The 17,117-nt window shown below is 48.7% G+C and carries 16 protein-coding genes; 6 read left to right on the top strand and 10 right to left on the bottom strand.

Annotated elements, in window-relative coordinates; translation table 11 throughout:
- Positions 1-65: 65 nt before the first annotated feature.
- From cotE to DFP94_RS05395, 6 genes are all read right to left on the bottom strand, one after another.
- Positions 66-611 carry an outer spore coat protein CotE gene (cotE, locus tag DFP94_RS05420; RefSeq protein WP_114495367.1) on the bottom strand — a complete coding sequence of 182 codons (546 nt, stop codon included), beginning with the start codon at positions 609-611 and terminating at the stop codon, positions 66-68.
- Positions 612-773: 162 nt separating this feature from the next.
- Complete coding sequence (locus DFP94_RS05415) at positions 774-1,742, bottom strand: aromatic acid exporter family protein (protein WP_114495366.1); 969 nt, start codon at positions 1,740-1,742, stop codon at positions 774-776.
- A gap of 354 nt (positions 1,743-2,096) precedes the next feature.
- Positions 2,097-2,843 carry an ABC transporter permease gene (locus DFP94_RS05410; protein ID WP_114495794.1) on the bottom strand — a complete coding sequence of 249 codons (747 nt, stop codon included), beginning with the start codon at positions 2,841-2,843 and terminating at the stop codon, positions 2,097-2,099.
- Positions 2,844-2,945: 102 nt separating this feature from the next.
- Positions 2,946-3,731 carry an ABC transporter ATP-binding protein gene (locus tag DFP94_RS05405; RefSeq protein WP_245954490.1) on the bottom strand — a complete coding sequence of 262 codons (786 nt, stop codon included), beginning with the start codon at positions 3,729-3,731 and terminating at the stop codon, positions 2,946-2,948.
- Between the two features lie 34 nt (positions 3,732-3,765).
- Entirely contained in the window at positions 3,766-4,791 is a 1,026-nt protein-coding gene (locus DFP94_RS05400) for an ABC transporter substrate-binding protein (RefSeq protein ID WP_114495365.1), read from the bottom strand.
- 181 nt (positions 4,792-4,972) lie between these two features.
- Positions 4,973-6,490 carry a carboxypeptidase M32 gene (locus tag DFP94_RS05395; RefSeq protein ID WP_114495364.1) on the bottom strand — a complete coding sequence of 506 codons (1,518 nt, stop codon included), beginning with the start codon at positions 6,488-6,490 and terminating at the stop codon, positions 4,973-4,975.
- 134 nt (positions 6,491-6,624) lie between these two features.
- Between DFP94_RS05395 and DFP94_RS05390 the strand changes: the two genes are divergently transcribed.
- From DFP94_RS05390 to DFP94_RS05365, 6 genes are all read left to right on the top strand, one after another.
- A complete protein-coding gene (locus DFP94_RS05390) occupies positions 6,625-6,948 on the top strand; it encodes an iron-sulfur cluster biosynthesis family protein (protein WP_114495363.1) in 324 nt (107 codons plus the stop codon).
- A gap of 30 nt (positions 6,949-6,978) precedes the next feature.
- The gene (locus tag DFP94_RS05385) at positions 6,979-7,542 is read left to right on the top strand and encodes a beta-class carbonic anhydrase (RefSeq protein WP_114495362.1); all 564 of its coding nucleotides are present in this window, start codon (positions 6,979-6,981) and stop codon (positions 7,540-7,542) included.
- 93 nt (positions 7,543-7,635) lie between these two features.
- Positions 7,636-8,814 (top strand): MalY/PatB family protein, encoded by a 1,179-nt coding sequence (locus DFP94_RS05380; RefSeq protein WP_114495361.1) that lies wholly within the window; start codon positions 7,636-7,638, stop codon positions 8,812-8,814.
- A 139-nt stretch (positions 8,815-8,953) separates the two neighbouring features.
- The gene (locus tag DFP94_RS05375) at positions 8,954-10,042 is read left to right on the top strand and encodes a glycosyltransferase family protein (protein ID WP_181873025.1); all 1,089 of its coding nucleotides are present in this window, start codon (positions 8,954-8,956) and stop codon (positions 10,040-10,042) included.
- A 33-nt stretch (positions 10,043-10,075) separates the two neighbouring features.
- Complete coding sequence (locus DFP94_RS05370; RefSeq protein ID WP_114495359.1) at positions 10,076-11,125, top strand: glycosyltransferase WbsX family protein; 1,050 nt, start codon at positions 10,076-10,078, stop codon at positions 11,123-11,125.
- Between the two features lie 189 nt (positions 11,126-11,314).
- Positions 11,315-12,163 carry a lipase family protein gene (locus DFP94_RS05365; RefSeq protein ID WP_114495358.1) on the top strand — a complete coding sequence of 283 codons (849 nt, stop codon included), beginning with the start codon at positions 11,315-11,317 and terminating at the stop codon, positions 12,161-12,163.
- Positions 12,164-12,233: 70 nt separating this feature from the next.
- On the opposite strand, the gene DFP94_RS05360 is transcribed toward DFP94_RS05365, so the two are convergent.
- The 4 genes from DFP94_RS05360 to DFP94_RS05345 form a co-directional block, all read right to left on the bottom strand.
- A complete protein-coding gene (locus tag DFP94_RS05360; protein WP_114495357.1) occupies positions 12,234-14,303 on the bottom strand; it encodes an ABC transporter permease in 2,070 nt (689 codons plus the stop codon).
- On the bottom strand, positions 14,300-15,058 hold the full coding sequence (locus DFP94_RS05355; protein ID WP_220270893.1) for an ABC transporter ATP-binding protein: 759 nt from the start codon (positions 15,056-15,058) through the stop codon (positions 14,300-14,302). Before DFP94_RS05355 ends, DFP94_RS05360 begins: the two co-directional genes overlap by 4 nt.
- A 79-nt stretch (positions 15,059-15,137) precedes the next feature.
- Complete coding sequence (locus tag DFP94_RS05350; RefSeq protein WP_181873024.1) at positions 15,138-16,118, bottom strand: sensor histidine kinase; 981 nt, start codon at positions 16,116-16,118, stop codon at positions 15,138-15,140.
- A complete protein-coding gene (locus tag DFP94_RS05345) occupies positions 16,099-16,776 on the bottom strand; it encodes a response regulator transcription factor (protein WP_114495355.1) in 678 nt (225 codons plus the stop codon). Before DFP94_RS05345 ends, DFP94_RS05350 begins: the two co-directional genes overlap by 20 nt.
- Positions 16,777-17,117 lie beyond the last annotated feature (341 nt).

The raw sequence follows: 17,117 nt of genomic DNA, 5'->3' as shown, positions 1-17,117 counted from the left end.
CTGCATATAGTAGACCATAACTACTTATTCAATATTGCCGGGAAGGTTAAAACAGCCACAGCCTATTACAGTTCGTCGTCGAGGAGATCCGGATCCAGATCTTCGTAATCGCCGAGCTCGGATCCAAAATCAAAGTCTTTATCTCCGTCGTCCCCGCCTGGCACGACAAGAACATGCAACTTGGTTTCGGCCACCAATTCAACTGCGAACTCACGCTCCACGCGGATCGCTACGCGGCCGTCGCCCGATACGCTTGCTTCGACAGTGCTTGGTTCCTGCGTTGCCTCCGCAGTAACCTCGACCGTTGAAGCCCGGTGTCTGGAATCGAGATAACTCAGCGGCACATTTTCTACATAAGATACCGTCTCTTTAGCTACTTCCGTCTGCGAGTTTCTGTCGTAGGAATACCAGATGTTGATATCGTAAGTACCAATAACTTCAATTCCGTCTCCGGCTGCTACCGCTTCGTACTGGTGGTTGATAATCCAGGCCCCCAGTATGCTCGACGGTTTATGAGGCGGAGTCACGGTATGTGTTACGGTAGAGAACTTACGACCTTTTCCGCAGATCGCTTTCGTGATGATCTCTCTACTTTGATATTTCGATGACATGATTTAAACCTCCTCCATACATCATTCATTACATATGTATGCAGGAACTGGGCGAATGTTGAATAGCCCATGATAAATAAATATGTACGAGTGGAAAAAAAGCCGTCCCCAAAGGAACGGCTTATCATTTTTCATATTATTTCAGCACTATTCCTTCGGCGCCTAGGCCTTGCTGTACAGTTTGAGCGAAGCAGGGGCTTTATCTTTTTTGGCAATATTGAGGTAATTGGACAACTCCCGGCAGAGTTGAAGGATCGCGGAGCGCATTTCGAACTCTTCCCGCGTCGATGGCAGTTCCATTCTCTTAAACTCCTGCTCCAATTCGGCCAGCATGTGCTCGGTCTGCCCCGTATACCCTTCACTGCTTACATCCTCACTGAGACGGTCGAACAGCAGTGCTGTTATTTCTCCTTGCGGCATGCGTTGGTAGACCAAAGAAATCAGCTCAAGCATACTTTCGATGCGGCCTAGTTGTTCCTTTCGCATATAAAAGTAGACGGACCAAGTGTCGCTCGGCGAAATGAGCTGATTCTCCAAGGCACGTATAGCCGAAGTCAATCCGCCGTCCACAAGTTTGGCGGCTTCGATCAGTTCTTTGCCGTCCCACACATGGTAAGGATCGCGAAGCGACTCGGCGATATGACCGAAGATGACCGAAAACAGCCCGTCCACCTTGCGGCGGATCTCCAGCAGCTTGTCCTCCGCTTTCGGCATGTAAGCCAAATTCACCAGCATGGCCGCGCCCAACCCGATGACCAGGAGCTCGATTTGCGTCAGCATCACGGCGAAGCTCAGTTCCTCTCCGCCAAAAACGCGGAACACCACAACGGAACTAGTTACGATTCCCTCTTTGAAGTGGGCTCTTGTGATCAACGGGAAGGCGATCAGAATGTAAACAACCAGCACCCAAATATGAAATCCCAACAAATAAAATAGTGCGAACGCGAGAATTAGACCCAGTGCAGAAGCGAAAAACCGGGAAGAGACGGTGGCGATGCTCCGTTTCCGGGTAACGTCCACGCCGAGGATCGCCAGCAATCCTGCGGACAGAGCCCCCTGAATGCCTACCGCATCCGCTACTATAATCGCCACCAATGTGGCGATCGCCGTTTTTATGACCCTAAACCCCATAAAACCACCCTGTCCTTTACGTCATAAAGTGAAAAGTCTTAATCTTTATCGTACTTGATTTCGTTCAGGCGTACAATACGGGGTAATAACAGTTTTTATGAAGCCCTACCTATGAAATTGAGGATTCACCCGAGGTTCCGCATTAATTGGATATATTCCAGTTAAGTCGCTTCCGAAACACGGAAAAAAATCAGTTGCCTATTCAATACAACGACCAACCGCTGCCAAAGAGTATCGAGTCTATCGGGACTTTATTCCATATCTTTCTTTTCCGGTACGCACTCATTCCATACAGCGATCAATAAAGAACATAACCGCCGGGCCCAGCCTGGCGGCGCTAGCAGAAAAGGAGCATTATCGATCCTTGAGCAACTTTCGTTCCAGATAGACCACAAGCTGATACATCCCGGTCGCCACCACGGCGATGATGACCAGGCTGGACAGTACCAGCGTAAAGTTGAACACTTGAAATCCGTAGACGATCAAGTAGCCGAGGCCGATTTTCGCCACAAGGAATTCCCCTACGATGACGCCGACCCAAGCCATGCCGACGTTGACTTTTAACGTGGACACGATAGCGGGGAACGAAGCCGGAAGAATGGCTTTAGTGAAAATATCACGGCGGTTTCCGCCAAACGTTCGAATGACCTTAACCAGGTTCTTGTCGACTTCAGTGAAACTGTTGTAGACCACCAACGTGGTGACGATCACGGTGATGGAGAGCGTCGTCACTACGATCGCCGTAAACCCGGCTCCGAACAACACGATAAAGATCGGCCCGAGCGCGACTTTCGGCATGCTGTTGAAAACGACCATGTATGGATCAAGCACCCGCGACAGGAAAGGAGACCACCAGATCAATACCGCCAACAGCGTTCCGAGCAGCGTGCCGAGCAAGAAGCCGACGGCCGTTTCGCCTACCGTCATTGCCAAATGCGGCCATAGTTCCCCGTTAAGCGCATCCTTCAAAATTTGCCTGCCGACTTTGGACGGGTAACTGAAGATCAGGACGTCAACCCATCTGAGCCGTCCGGCTAACTCCCATAAGCCGATGAGGGCGATAAGCAGCAGCAGCTGCGTGGACAAAACAAGGCGGCTCATCCGCCGTTTCGTCTTCTTATGCTGATGATACTTCTCACGGATCCAGTCTTTTTGCGCATGACCGGTTTTTTCGGATACCCCTTTATCACGATCTCCCAAAGGCTATTCCTCCTTTTCTTCCAGAGATTCGAGATCCTGCCAGATTTCATGGAACAGGTCGTTAAACCCGGCTTCTTCCCGGGCATAAAACGGCTGGGCGCGAGCGATATTGTCCGGGATCGCATATGTGCTGCGAATTCTGCCCGGTTTGGCCGCCAGCACGATGACCCTGTCGCTAACGGCGATCGCCTCGGAAAGGTCATGAGTAACGAGCACGCCGGTTTTTCCCCGCTGCCTCAGGGTATCGACGACCAGATCCTCCAATTGGAGCTTGGTCTGATAGTCCAAGGCAGAGAACGGTTCATCCAGCAGCAGCAAGTCCGGATTTGTCGCCAATGTGCGGACTAAAGCCACCCGCTGCCTCATGCCGCCGGATAACTGATAGGGATACAGATTCCCCGTATTGCCCAGCCCCATGCCTTCCAGCAGTTCCAGCACCGCCTCCTTGCTGCTCTTAGACAAACGGCCCGTCAGCTCCAACCCTAACAAGGCGTTGTCCAAAATGGTCCGCCACGGAAACAGATAATCCTGTTGCATCATATACCCTACTTCAGGCGAAGGCCCCGAGACAGGCTTTCCATGCACGAGAATCTCCCCCCTGGATGGGGGGAGCAATCCGGCAATGACGGACAGAAGCGTAGTTTTCCCGCAGCCGCTAGGTCCAACCAGGCTGATGAATTCGCCGGGATGGACACTTAAATTCAATCCTTCCAGAGCAAGTAAGGCTTCGCGGTCCGTCACGTACACCAGATCCAGATCTTTCACTTCAACGACAGGAACTTGGATCACTTTCGTCTCACGCTCCTTTCCTTTCTGCAACCTGCTATGGCTTGATTCTCACCGCCGATTCCGCAAAACCATTGTCTACGACCTTAGCGGGCTCAACCCGTGCCTTCAATTCGCCGGCACTCTCCATAATGTCGAGCAGATTGTCCCAGGCTTCTTCTTCCAGTACCGGAGATTCAGCATAGCTGCCTTGCTCCAAGTAACGCTTCACGGCACTGACGATGATATCCTGGTCCGTATCTTTGAAGTAAGGGGCGATGGTTACCGCTGTTTCTTCGGGGGTATGCTCCTGTACCCAGAGCTGGGCTTTATGGATCGCATTCGTAAATTTCTGCACGGTTTCTTTATTCTTATTAATGTAGCTCTGCTTCGTCATGAATACGGTATAGGGAAGCCTGCCGCTTTCCGTGCCGAAAGAAGCAACCACATGTCCTTTCCCCTCCCGTTCAAAAATCGAGGCCTGGGGTTCGAAGAGCTGCACATATTGGCCCGTACCGGACGCAAATGCCGCGGCGATATTGGCAAACTCAATATTTTGTATCAATTCCAGATCGCCCTGGGGATCGATCCCATGCTTTCTCAGCGTAAACTCGCCTGCCATCTGGGGCATGCCGCCTTTCCGCTGGCCGAGGAAGATGCTATCTTTCAGATCGGCCCAGTCGAAACCGCCGGCTTCATCCCTGGACACCAGGAAGGTTCCGTCCGTCTGGGTCAACTGCGCAAAGTTAATGACCGGGTCTTCGGCCCCCTGCTGATATACATAAATCGAAGTTTCCGCGCCTACCAGCGCCACATCGATCGCACCCGACAGCAAAGCGGTCATGGTTTTGTCTCCGCCCGCGGTAGTCTGCAGTTCCACATCAAGACCTTCTTCTTTAAAGAAGCCCTTCTCCAAAGCCACGTATTGCGGTGCATAAAAAACGGAGCGTGTCACCTCGCCGATTTTTACCGTTGTCGTCTTTTTGCCGCCCCCGCACCCGACAAGCCCTCCCGCGAACAGTAGAACTAGTGCCAGCGCCAGAATCGAATATCGCTTAACTAACACGCCACTCACCTCTTTCATGCTGAATAGGAATAAGATTCTGGTTCAGTGTATGCGGCGGCCCAACAAATGGTTAAGGGGTAACCCTGGATGTAAGCCGCTTAATGTACCATAAGTGCACATTAGCTATAAACACAAAAAGACCCCTCTCTTCATAAAGAAGAGAAGGGTCCCGCTCCAGCCCGCAGTGAAGCTAAACGGATTACAATCCGTAAATGCCTTTATACTTTTGCTCCAAATAGTCGGCAAGGTAATCGGGATTCAATTCTTCCCCGGTTACATTCATGATGATTTCAGCCGGTTTAAGGGATTTGCCGTATTTGTAAATTTTCTCGGTAAGCCATTCCTTGATCGGTGCGAAATTCCCCTCGGCGATAAACCCTTCAAACTGCGGCAGCTCATTCTTGAGCGTATTCGCAATTTGCGCCGCGTACATGTTGCCGAGTGCATAAGAAGGGAAATAACCGAAGCTGCCGCCCGACCAATGTACGTCTTGCAACACGCCGAGGCTGTCGTTTGGCGGAGTAAGTCCGAGATAAGCCTTGTATTTCTCATTCCAGACTTTAGGCAGCTCGCTGACGGGCAGTCCTTCGTTGAATATCATTTTTTCGATCTCGTAGCGGATGATGATGTGCAGATTGTACGTTAATTCATCCGCATCGATGCGGATCAGGGAATTTTCCACGCGGTTAATCCCGCGATAGAACTCATCCACGGTAACGTCTTTGAGTTGTTCCGGGAAATGCTGCTGCAGATCGCCGTAATAGCGTTCCCAGAAGTCGCGGCTGCGCCCGACAAAGTTTTCCCAGAAACGCGACTGGGATTCGTGGATCCCCATGGAAGTACCTTGGCTAAGCGGCGTCCCCGCCAGCTCTTTGCTTACATTTTGCTCGTACAGGGCATGCCCGCCTTCATGCAGGTTGCTGAAGATCGAGTTGGTCACGTCATCCTGCACATAGTGCGTCGTAATGCGCACGTCTCCCTGGTTAAGCGTAATCTCAAACGGGTGAACGGTCTCGTCGACCCGTCCGGCCTCGAAATCGTATCCGATCTGTTCCAGCAAAAAGATTCCGATTTTCTTCTGTTGTTCTTTATCATAAAGTTGGTTAAGGAATGGCGCCTGCGGCTTGTGAGGGGCTGAGGTAATGGCGTCCACGACAGGGACCAGACGATCGCGGAGCTTTCCGAACACTTGGTCAAGCTTCTCCACGGTCAGATCGGGCTCGTACATATCAAGTAACGTGTCATACCGCGTTTCTTTAGGTCCCCAGTAATCGATGAACTCCTGCGTGAGCGCAACGATTCGGGTTAAATAAGGTTCGAATCCGGCGAAATCGCCGCTTTCCTTATAATCTTCCCATAGTGTCTCCGCATGCGCGGTCAATTCCGCATACTCCTGGAATTTGGCCGGCGGGATTTTGACGCTGCGGTCATATTCCTCCTGTACCAGTTGCACCAGACGCCGTCCGGTTTCATCCAGTTCACCGAGTACCGTCTGATGATTGAGATAGCTCAGAAATTCGCCCATCGCTGTTGAAGTTTGCAACTTAAAGGCTTCGGTTGAAAGGAGTCCGATCGTTTCCGAACGCGCTTCGGCTCCTTTTCTTGGCGCACCGGTGCGAAGATCCCAATGCATCAACGATACCGCTTCATGATAGCTTGCGATTTTACGGAGAAGCTCAAGAAATGATTTCCATTTTTCTGCCGTTTCCTGCTTCATGACAAGTCCCACCTCTTCTGATGAATTTATCTATTCCTCTTGATGATACTTTTTACAAAACGTATAATCAAATTTTAAGACGACCTTTTCATTACTTTTGAAATATCGTCATCTTTTAAAAGGAGCTGTCTAGGTTGAAAATAGAACTGGATTCCCGCGCGGAACATATGATTCGCGAAGCCCTTGGACAAAAACCCGGACTGATGCGCCTCGTCTATGATACGGAAGATTGCGGATGCGGCATGAGCGGCATTCCAACCTTGCAAATTGCCGAAGCGCCCGGAGCTTATGATATTCCGGTGGAAAATGAACATTTTCACTTTTTGATCGACCGGATGCAAGCCGTCTTTTTTGAAGAACAACTGCTGCTCTCCGGGGAAGAAAGCGGCGGAACGTTCCGCCTGGACGGCGTATCCCAATTTTACAAATCGAATATACGTCTGACCGACCATCGCTAAGTCAATCAAATTCTAAGGAGGAAGATCAGCATGAGCCGACTTCAAACAATTCTCGAATACAATCGCAATTTTGTCGCTAACAAGGAATACGAAGCCTATATTACCGACAAATTCCCGCAGAAAAGAATGGCCATCGTCACTTGCATGGACACAAGATTGGTAGAGCTTCTTCCTAGAGCGTTGAATCTTCGCAACGGGGACGCCAAAATCATCAAAAACGCAGGCGCCGTCATTTCCCAACCGTTCGGGAGCGTCATGCGCAGTCTGCTCGTCGCTATTTACGAGTTGCAGGCGGAAGAGGTGTTTATTATCGGTCATACCGGCTGCGGTATGGCGTCGCTGAACGCCGAGCATATGATCGGGACTATTAAGGAGAGCGGAATTTCCGACGATGTGCTAAACACCCTGGAGAACTCAGGCATCAAGCTCAAAAAATGGTTACGCGGGTTTAATAATGAAAAAGAGGGGGTAATCCATACAGTGGAGATTGTAAAAAATCATCCATTACTTCCCCCCCAAGTACCCGTTCATGGCATGCTCATTGACTCCACTACCGGAGAACTTGAGCTTGTCGTAGACGGATACGATTTGTAACAGACATCTCTTTCTGTTTGACGCGGACCTTCAGCGGTTCGCGTCCTTTTTTAAAAAGGCAATATCTAACCTGAAAGGAAGACGGGATAACTTATGACCTATGAATTTAATGAATTAACCCAGCGCCGGGGGACGCTGTCTTACAAATGGGACCAGGGCCAAGCCTTGTTCGGAGATCCGGAGGTCCTCCCGCTTTGGGTGGCCGATATGGATTTCAAATGTGCCCCTGCGATCGTTCAGGCGGTAACCGAACGTGCGGCACAAGGCATCTACGGATATACAGTACGCCCCGAAGCGTACACAAACGCCATTACCGGTTGGTTTCAAAGACGCCATGGTTGGATCATCCAGGATAACTGGCTTACCGATTCGCCCGGCGTCGTCCCCTCGCTTAGCCTTGCAATCCAAACATTTTCGGAACCTGGGGATGAAGTCATTTTGCAATCTCCTGTATATAACCCGTTTTACGACGTTATTCTGAACAACGGACGGAAGCTGGCCGAAAGCCCGCTGATCCTGAAGGACAGCCAATACGAGATGGATTACGCACGGCTAGAAGCGTTGATGCAACAAGGAGCCCGGCTGCTTATGCTGTGCAGTCCCCAGAATCCCGGCGGACGCGTATGGAGTAAGGAGGAGCTTGTTCGGTTGGGAGATCTTTGCGTCAAATATGACGTAAAAGTCATCGCCGACGAGATTCACTGCGATCTCGTATTTCCGGAACATCGCCATTTTCCGTTCGCTTCGCTCTCGGAGGAGTTTGCACAGCGGTGCATCACCTGCCTTGCCCCTTCCAAAACATTTAACATCCCGGGCCTCGCAACCTCATTTATCGTCATTTCCAACCCGCAGCTCAAACAGCGGTTTGATCAACGGATCAACGCGCTCTCGCTCGGCTCGGTCAACTTCTTCGGGCCGTCTGCCACGATCGCGGCGTACAATGAAAGCGAGCCATGGCTGGACGCTTTACTGGAATATGTCAAAGCCAATCAGGATTATGCCGTTTCTTATTTGTCCAAGCAGCTTCCAAGCGTGGCCCCTGTCATCTCCGAAGGCACCTATCTGCTATGGGTGGATTGCCGCCCGCTAGGTCTTTCTTCCGATGAGTTAAAACAGATTATGTACAAGGAAGCAAAGATCGCCTTTAACAGCGGCTCCATCTATGGCCATGGAGGCGAAGGCTTCCTTCGCATCAATCTGGCTTGTCCACGCGATCTGCTTGCCGAAGCGTTGGACCGGTTTGCGGCTGCCGTGAAGAATAGAACAAAATAGCCGTCCTCAATGCAAAGATCGATCCGCTTTTGCGGGTTGATCTTTTTTTTTCATGGGCTGTACATCTGCCCAATTACAAATACCCTGTACCCACATACAATATCCAGAATAATTGACAGGAAAGGACAGGATGCTGACCATGATGAGAAAAAATCAACGCGTCTCAAAAAAGGCATCCCGGCAGCCGGTCCGATGGTACCGCATCTCGGATAAAGAGCTTGCTAAGATGTTAACCGGTGTGTTGGAGCGGGCCCAAATTAGGGAAGTTCCGATATATGCCCCGCCGAACGGGGGATCCCGGTTCGATAATGTAGATTACAAGAAAATCCGGGTATTGCTGTTATCCGGATTGCCTGCGGAAGATTGGCGGACAGAGCAACTCGTCGCCGAAGAACTTAGACATCTGGTTAAAGAAGTAACTCCGATCAAGACCGGGCCCGGCCTTGGAGCGACAATCTCACTGTTGCAGCCCGAGCTTATCATTTTTCTAGGCCAACCCGAGTTGATCAGTCAAGCTGATCTTGAAGAGCTTACCAATAGCTCCGCCGTCAAAGCGGCCTGGTTAGCGGATTCCACCGGAACCACGGAGGCGACGGGCAGGGCTGCCGCTCATTTTGATGTTGTCATGACCCAGCATACCTCACATATTCCGCTCTATCACAGTACCGGCTGCAAGCGGGTCTTCTATCTCCCCTTCTCTGCCGATACCGAACTATTTTATCCCAAACCTGTTGACGATAATTTCCGCTGTGATCTCCTCGTTATCGGCAACAGTACCAAACACATTCCGTATTTACACACCATTTTGAAAACGGCCGGAAGCCGCAAAACCATCTTGATCGATAATTCATTGCAAGAAACCGATCTTTCGGATATCGGTCATCTTCATTTGATTCAGGAACCTTCCGCTTCCTTATGCGCCAATTATTTCAATGGGGCCGGCATGATTATTCACCTGGAACCACAGCCCCGTCAAATCATCGAAGCTTCCTCCTGCGGAGCTTTTCAAATTGCGGCGGCGCATCCCGACTTGTATGAATATATGGGGCCAGGCGAGGATATCGTGACGTATTATTCGCAGGAAGAATTGGAGGAACAGCTTGGCCATTATCTGGAGCATGCCGATCAGAGACGGGCTTTTTCAAGCCGGGCTCAGTGGAAAAGCCGTTACGACTACTCTTACCTTCAAATGGTTTCCAAACTTCTGTATGTCGTATTTCACCATTAATAATGCACAACACCTCAGGAGGTGTCTGGCCGAATGAAGGTCATCGCATTTCATCTGCCGCAGTTCCATCGAATACCGGAAAACGACGCCTGGTGGGGAACCGGTTTTACCGAGTGGACCAATACGAGCAAAGCGGTTTCGCTATATCCGGGTCATCTGCAGCCCAAAATCCCTTACGAAAATTATTATTATGATCTGATGGATTCGTCGGCGCGCCAATGGCAGGCGATAGCCGCCAAAACATACGGCATTTATGGATTCTGCTACTACCATTACTGGTTCAAAGGGAAGCAATTGCTGGAGCATCCTGTTAAACAAATGCTCTGGTTGGGAGAACCCGGTATTCCTTTTTGTTTGTCATGGGCGAACGAGTCCTGGACCCGCCCCGGGGATGGCGGAGACAATCATATTTTGATGGAGCAAAGCTATGGAGACAAAGAAGACTGGACTCAGCATTTTTACGAGCTTCTGAACATGTTCCGCGACCCGCGTTATATTCGAATCGATGATAAGCCCTTATTCCTCATCTACAGGCCGAGTGATATTCCGCGTTGCGGAGTAATGCTGAGCCATTGGAACCAACTAGCCCGGGAGAACGGGCTGAAAGGGATTTATTTTGTCCGGACCCTGGGCGGGTTTCCCCTCTCCAGCCTGGAAGGGTTTGATGCCGGCGTAGAATTCGAGCCGCATTACACCTTAGCCCATGGCGGATTCAACCAAATCCGGAGGCAGATCAAAGCGGGAGATCGCGATCATTTTGTCATTGATTACGATCATGTCTGGCAAATGATCATTAACCGCTCCCATCGCAGGGATGGCGGTCAAATTATTCCGGGCGCTTTCGTCGGCTGGGACAATACCCCCAGAATGGGTTACCTGGGTCAAAGCACGATTGGAGCCTCGCCGCAAAAGTTCGAATGGTATTTATCCCGTCAAATCGAACGCGCAAAGTCACTGTATAATAGTGAGTTCCTGTTCGTGAACGCTTGGAACGAATGGGCGGAAGGCTCTTACCTGGAACCGGATCAGCACTACGGCTTCCAGTATCTTGAGGCCGTCAGAAGTGCCTTGAAGGCAAATTAAGACCTTCCCCTTGGAAGTCCCCCACCTATTGTTTCGCTTTTGAAATGTTCATTTGTTTTTAAGCCCAGTCCTTGTCCTCCACATGGCTCCAATGTCCTGCAGACGTTTGCAATCTTTGAAGATTGCTTCGACAAGCACCTCTCCTTCATCCTTATCATAAATAAGTAAGAAAGAAGGGCGGGATGAAAGGTGGGGACTCAAAGCGATTTTGAAAAGCGGGCGATTTTTTTGGCAGCGGTTTGCGGACAAACCTATGTACAGTTTGGTAATCCAGCCGGTTCCTTCGTCATACCGATGGATTTTTCGCTCACTCATACGATTCAAGCGAAATCGATTACTAAGGTTTGGGAAGTCTTCGGATTTGTCATCGAATCTCCGCAAGAGATCATTATTGCCTTTCGGGGGACGAGTTCGACGACGGATTGGATTTCCGACGCCATCGCCTCACAAATGAGATTCAAATTTATCAAGGAAGACAGTCTTACGCATCGCGGCTTCACGAAAATCTATTCTTCGGCCCGCGACGGAATCATGTCCGCACTAACCAACTTATCGCCTGACAAGAAGTTGTATATTACAGGACACAGCCTGGGTGCGGCACTCGCTACCTTATGCGCAATCGATCTGGCTGCCAACACCGCATTCTCCTCCCCCATCCTGTATACATTCGGATCCCCTCGTGTAGGCAATCCGGCGTTTGCAAAAGCTTTTACCAATTACGTTCAAAACAGCTACCGCGTTGCCAATCAGTTCGACATCGTCACCTATGCTCCACCCTCCATCTACAAACTGCCGAAACGGGAAAAAAAGTATTATTACAGTCATGTTCGCGCCCTCAACCCGCTGTCTTTCCAGAATGGAGCGGTAGGTCTGAATCACGTGATCTCAAGTTACTTCGACGACCTTTCGCGGCTTGAGCCGGAATTCACCATATGGCTATGTTCCATTAACCCCGGTTTTTGTCCGCCGGCCGAAGCAACATCCAAAGCCGCAAAAAGTGAATATGGCCACAGACAAATTCACACCCCTATTAATTAATTTTTGTAAAAAAGACGCCGGAGAGTTCCAAATCGAGTCTCCGGCGTCTTTTCGTTTTCATCTCCGACCGTTATAAATTCCTGCACAATTCGGAAATATATTTCCTGCGGCTGGCAAAGTAGAACATCACTTGCAGTACAAGGAAGAGTAGTGCAACCCATCCGGCCTTTTCCACTAATCGGAGAACGATATTCTGGTTGCTGAACAAGACATAGAAATAATAGAGCCCCAAACCAACTCCAAAAACACTAGGCAAGAAAAAGGTCATGGCCAGTTCTTTAGAAGCGATCACGATGATTTCCTTCCTTGTCACTCCAATTCTCTTAAGTGAAAGTACCCTTTCTTTCTGATCATCGATATCGGATAACACTTTGTGATACAATACTACGCCGGAAGCAATCGCGAACAAAGCCCCAAGAAAAATGATAATAAAAAAGATGGTTCCGTTGGATTCCAGCTGACGCTTCAGTCCTTCATCCTTATGAACCGGTCTTAATCCCTCCAGTTTCTCTCTTTCTTCATTTGTTTCGTTCAGAAGACTTGATGAAGAGTCCTTCCAGTAAGTAGAGTCCAATCCGTTACGTTCCCTGAGCGAATTCACGAGCGCTTGAAAACCATCTTCGCGGATATCCCCCTTAAGCAAATGAACCTTGTTCATCTGCGATTTCCCTACACCCGACTTGATCTGCTCGTATACCTTGTCGTCTATGACCAAGGCATGGCCAAAATAGGAATTGGCCGTCTGCACGTTGTTGATGTATGGCACCGTAACTTCCTTAACGCTTCCGGTCTTAAATTCCTTGACAGTATAATCTTCCAATGCCCGCAATAAGTCCTCCTTGCTCCCGTCATTCTGGAGCTCCTCGCCGATGACTTCCGGATCCATGACCGCAAGAATTGTATCCGGCGCTACATATTCCCTGTTTTCTTGATGAACCCTTGCGAATAGGGCTTGATCCGGCGATAAGTTATAGCGGGTATTCATATGCCGGTTGAAATTCCCTTCGCTGATGATCATGGTATGAGTATCCCATAGCCCCCAAGATTCGCCATAATACTGAAACCCGGGCACCTGCAAATATTCCAGCGTTTTATTTTGAACGACGTCGCTGCCATTTGCCTTCAGCAGGGATTCGATTTCTCCGGCATCCATATGGTTATATAAATCACTTTCTACAACCATCACGTCAAAAGGATAATCCTGGTCATTGTTCTCTTCGGTCGTGGCGTACATCGCATAAGTCATGCCGATAAAAAAAAGCGCGCCGGCAATCAGCAACGATACAATGTACATCGTTGCTTTAAAAGACAAAAGGCGATGACTCAAATTCGACATCACGATCAAGTTGTTGTTATACGTTTTCTTGAAATGTTTCAGCACCGACTTGATTACGACAATCAGCGTCCCGAAGATGATGTAAGGAGCAACCATGGTCAGGACGATGAGGATAGTAATGATTAACGTGCTGGCATCAGATAATTTTCCGAGCATGAATTGCGGCAAAAGAAAGAGGGATACAGCAAATACGATGATCGCAATAGTTCCCAGCACAGTACTGTATTTGCCGATTTCTCTTTTCTTTGCGGCTTGAAGGACGTCGGTTATCGAAATTTTACGGAGATATAACATGTTGAACAAAAAATTACCCGCAAACACCATCAGGAAAATGCCGCCACTTAATAATAGACTCGCCCCGTTCAATTCAAAAGTGATCGGATTCGCAATCAGAATTTGATTCAAACCCATGAAGAAGAGTTTTCCGAATACGCCGCCAGAAACGAACCCGCTCGCCAACGAGACTGCGACGATGCCTATGTTTTCCAGGAACAGCATCTTGATCAGATTTTTCGTCGTCATCCCAAGCGTGATATACATGCCGAATTCCTTGCCCCGGTATTTCAAAAAAGTAAGGTTGCTGTACGTAATGAAGACGAAGGCGAATAACACTACTCCGACCAATGCAAAGCGGACGATCCCGTAAAGGGACGTATCGCCCACCTGCCTTAAGACGTCCGGATTGTAAAGCAAGCTGCCGAACATGAACAATATTGCAACGGTAAGGCTGTTAACGAAATAGAGAGACAGATACTTTTTGGCATTGTACAGAAAGTTCTTGCGGACGATGGTTGAGAAAGTCATGCTCTCCCCCCTCCGATCACGCTTTGCGCTTCCAAAATTTGATCAAAAAAATGCTTCCGGTCCCCGGCCGACCTGATTTCCATTTCGACGTTTCCGTCTTTAATAAAAATAATCCGTTTGCAGAACGACGCGGCGAAGGGGTCATGAGATACCATCAGGATGGTGCTGCCCCACTTTTCATTCAACGAGGCTATAATGCTCATCAATTGATTGGCCGACTTGGAATCCAGGTTGCCTGTCGGCTCGTCCGCAAATACAACGGCAGGTTCATTAACGATCGCACGGGCCGCCGCTACTCTTTGCTTCTGGCCGCCGGAAATGTGGTAAGGATACTTGTCCTTCAAATCAAAGATGCCCAAAAACTGCATCAGCGGGGTAAGCTTGTCCTCAATGTCTTTCGGGGACTGCTTGTCCAGAATCAGCGGCAATGCGATGTTCTCTTTCAGCGTCAAACTGTCCAGCAGGTTAAAATCCTGAAAAACATATCCGATTCGCTCCCTCCTGAACAGAGCCATCTGATCCTTGGACAGCTTCGTAATGTCTTGCCCATCGATGAATACTTCACCGGACGTAGCTTTATCTACACCCGACAAAATATTCAACAGCGTTGTTTTTCCGCTTCCGCTCGGTCCCATAATGCCTACAAACTCGCCCTTTTCCACATTCAGATTCATTCCGTCGATCGCAGTTACGCCTTTGGCCCCTTTATACCCGTTATAGACTTTGACCAAATGATTTATCGTAATGATGTCCACTTTTGCTCCCCCTCATGGTCAGATAGGAGAAGTATAAAAGGAAAGCTCATCTTCATGAATGCATTTCCCTTTCATAACCTTACATTTTTGCAAGGAAAGAAATGGCGAACGTGCTTCCTATTCCTTTATGCGATTCCATGCTCACGCCATGGCCAAGTCTTTGCGCGATATACTTCACCATATACAGGCCGATCCCCGTAGCGGAGCGATGCTCCCTCCCATTCCGCCCCGTAAAAAATGGATCGAATACCCGCGGCAACTCCTCCGGGTTTATACCGATACCGTTATCTTGAATGATGAGGAGGACGCGATCTTCATTCACCTCACTCCTGATGGTCACCAAGCCTTTCCGGTGACTATACTTGATAGCATTGGACAACACTTGCTCCAGCATATACCCGCACCATTTTTCATCCGTAAATACTTCCAATCCTTCATCAATCTCCACCTTTGGATAAACGCCTTGATATATAAAATCTTTTTTTCTGGCGTTTATGGCCTTCGTGGCGATCAGGTGCAAATTTACTCTCGCCGGCAGATAGTCCCGCGAAAAGTCATCCAGCCTGAGCAGGTTCAAACACTCTTCTAAATTCCGCATCAGTTTGCCGTTCTCTTCCTTAATGTCTTCGATGGCTTGTTGCGATCCTTGTTCCGCAGCCAGGCCAATGATCGAGATCGAACCTTTCATATTGTGAATCCACTGGGAGAACAATGTATTTCTTTCTTTGACGGAGCTTCTAAGTTCATAAATCATGGTATTGTACTGCTCATGGATGTCATTGATCGTCCCGAATAGATGCTTGTCCAGTACATTCGACTCATCCAATTCAACTTGCGGACTAGTCCTGCATTCATTAAGTTTGCCGCTCACTCTGTATAGACCGACTCCAGAAATCGCGAGATATATTGCCAAAATAAAGCTGCTGACAAGAACCGGATACATAATGTCGTTCACGTCATAGAAAATGTAGGACAAAAATACGAGGAGAACCGTATTCAGAACGTAAACAAAGATCATCCCTTTATTTATGCGCAGCATATTAACGATTACTTGGATCAAAGACATAGCCCACTCCCCGTTTGGTCGTAATAACGTTATGAAGACCGTACAGGCTTAGCTTCTTTTTAATCCGGGTGATATTTACGGTCAACGTATTGTCATCGACAAATACATGCTCATCCCATAACGCTTCCAGCAGTTCTTCGCGGGAAACAATCCCGCCCGTATTTTTCATAAACAGGTGCATCAGCCGAAATTCATTCTTGCTCAATTCCACGACCTGCTCTTTACATTGCAGCTTCATGCTGTCATGAAGCAGTTTAAGATCTCCTGCCGAGTGACTTTCTTCCATCCGATGATGGGCGCGCCGGAGCACGGCATTGATTTTCGCCAAAAGGATCCCGATCCGAAACGGCTTCGTCACATAGTCGTCCGCACCGTATTCCATCCCGCGGATCTGTTCCCCTTCTTCGCTGCGTGCAGAAAGAATGATGATAGGGATATGAGACTTTTTCCTTAACACCCGCAAATAATAAAAACCGTCGAAGGTTGGAAGATTGATATCGAGAAGAATCAAATCCGGGTTACTCTCTTCAACCTGGGAAACGACTCGGCCGAAGTCAGTAACCAATTCTACCTCGAAGTCATAAGCTTCCAAATAGTCCTTGATATACTTCTGTAATTTGAAATCATCTTCTATTACTAGTATTTTGTCCATCGTATATGGCCAGGCTCCAGTCGAATAAGATGTTAATATTATAGCTTGAAGAACCAAGAAGAACAGTGATCAAAAAAAGCCCCTTCAATTCATAGTAACGGGTTCTCTTTTCGGGTGCAAAAATCTTTTTGACGAGAAATTGGTAGCACTTTTGCCCCTATAAAAACGATAAAAAGACAGTCTAAAGGCAGTCCTGCATAAGACAGTATAAGAAAACTATATTGTTTATGGGCTACTGCCAAGTAAAATGTCTAAAACGAGCGTATTGTTCAAAGTGGACGATACGCTTGTTTTTTGCTTTTTCTGTCCCAATAATTAGAACGAGTTAAATGTGCAAAGGC

The organism is Fontibacillus phaseoli (assembly GCF_003337355.1).
Lineage (GTDB): Bacteria > Bacillota > Bacilli > Paenibacillales > Paenibacillaceae > Fontibacillus > Fontibacillus phaseoli.
The sequence above is the reverse complement of the archived record's forward strand: the minus strand, read 5'-3'. Positions and strand labels throughout refer to the sequence as shown.

Bases quoted from the DNA above. Each gene is read 5' to 3' on its own strand.
- DFP94_RS05380 (WP_114495361.1), top strand. From the start codon at position 7,636: ATGACCTATGAATTTAATGAATTAACCCAGCGCCGGGGGACGCTGTCT.
- DFP94_RS05345 (WP_114495355.1), bottom strand. From the start codon at position 16,776: ATGGACAAAATACTAGTAATAGAAGATGATTTCAAATTACAGAAGTAT.
- DFP94_RS05385 (WP_114495362.1), top strand. From the start codon at position 6,979: ATGAGCCGACTTCAAACAATTCTCGAATACAATCGCAATTTTGTCGCT.
- DFP94_RS05360 (WP_114495357.1), bottom strand. From the start codon at position 14,303: ATGACTTTCTCAACCATCGTCCGCAAGAACTTTCTGTACAATGCCAAA.
- DFP94_RS05400 (WP_114495365.1), bottom strand. From the start codon at position 4,791: ATGAAAGAGGTGAGTGGCGTGTTAGTTAAGCGATATTCGATTCTGGCG.
- DFP94_RS05375 (WP_181873025.1), top strand. From the start codon at position 8,954: ATGATGAGAAAAAATCAACGCGTCTCAAAAAAGGCATCCCGGCAGCCG.
- cotE (WP_114495367.1), bottom strand. From the start codon at position 611: ATGTCATCGAAATATCAAAGTAGAGAGATCATCACGAAAGCGATCTGC.
- DFP94_RS05370 (WP_114495359.1), top strand. From the start codon at position 10,076: ATGAAGGTCATCGCATTTCATCTGCCGCAGTTCCATCGAATACCGGAA.
- DFP94_RS05415 (WP_114495366.1), bottom strand. From the start codon at position 1,742: ATGGGGTTTAGGGTCATAAAAACGGCGATCGCCACATTGGTGGCGATT.
- DFP94_RS05395 (WP_114495364.1), bottom strand. From the start codon at position 6,490: ATGAAGCAGGAAACGGCAGAAAAATGGAAATCATTTCTTGAGCTTCTC.
- DFP94_RS05410 (WP_114495794.1), bottom strand. From the start codon at position 2,843: ATGAGCCGCCTTGTTTTGTCCACGCAGCTGCTGCTGCTTATCGCCCTC.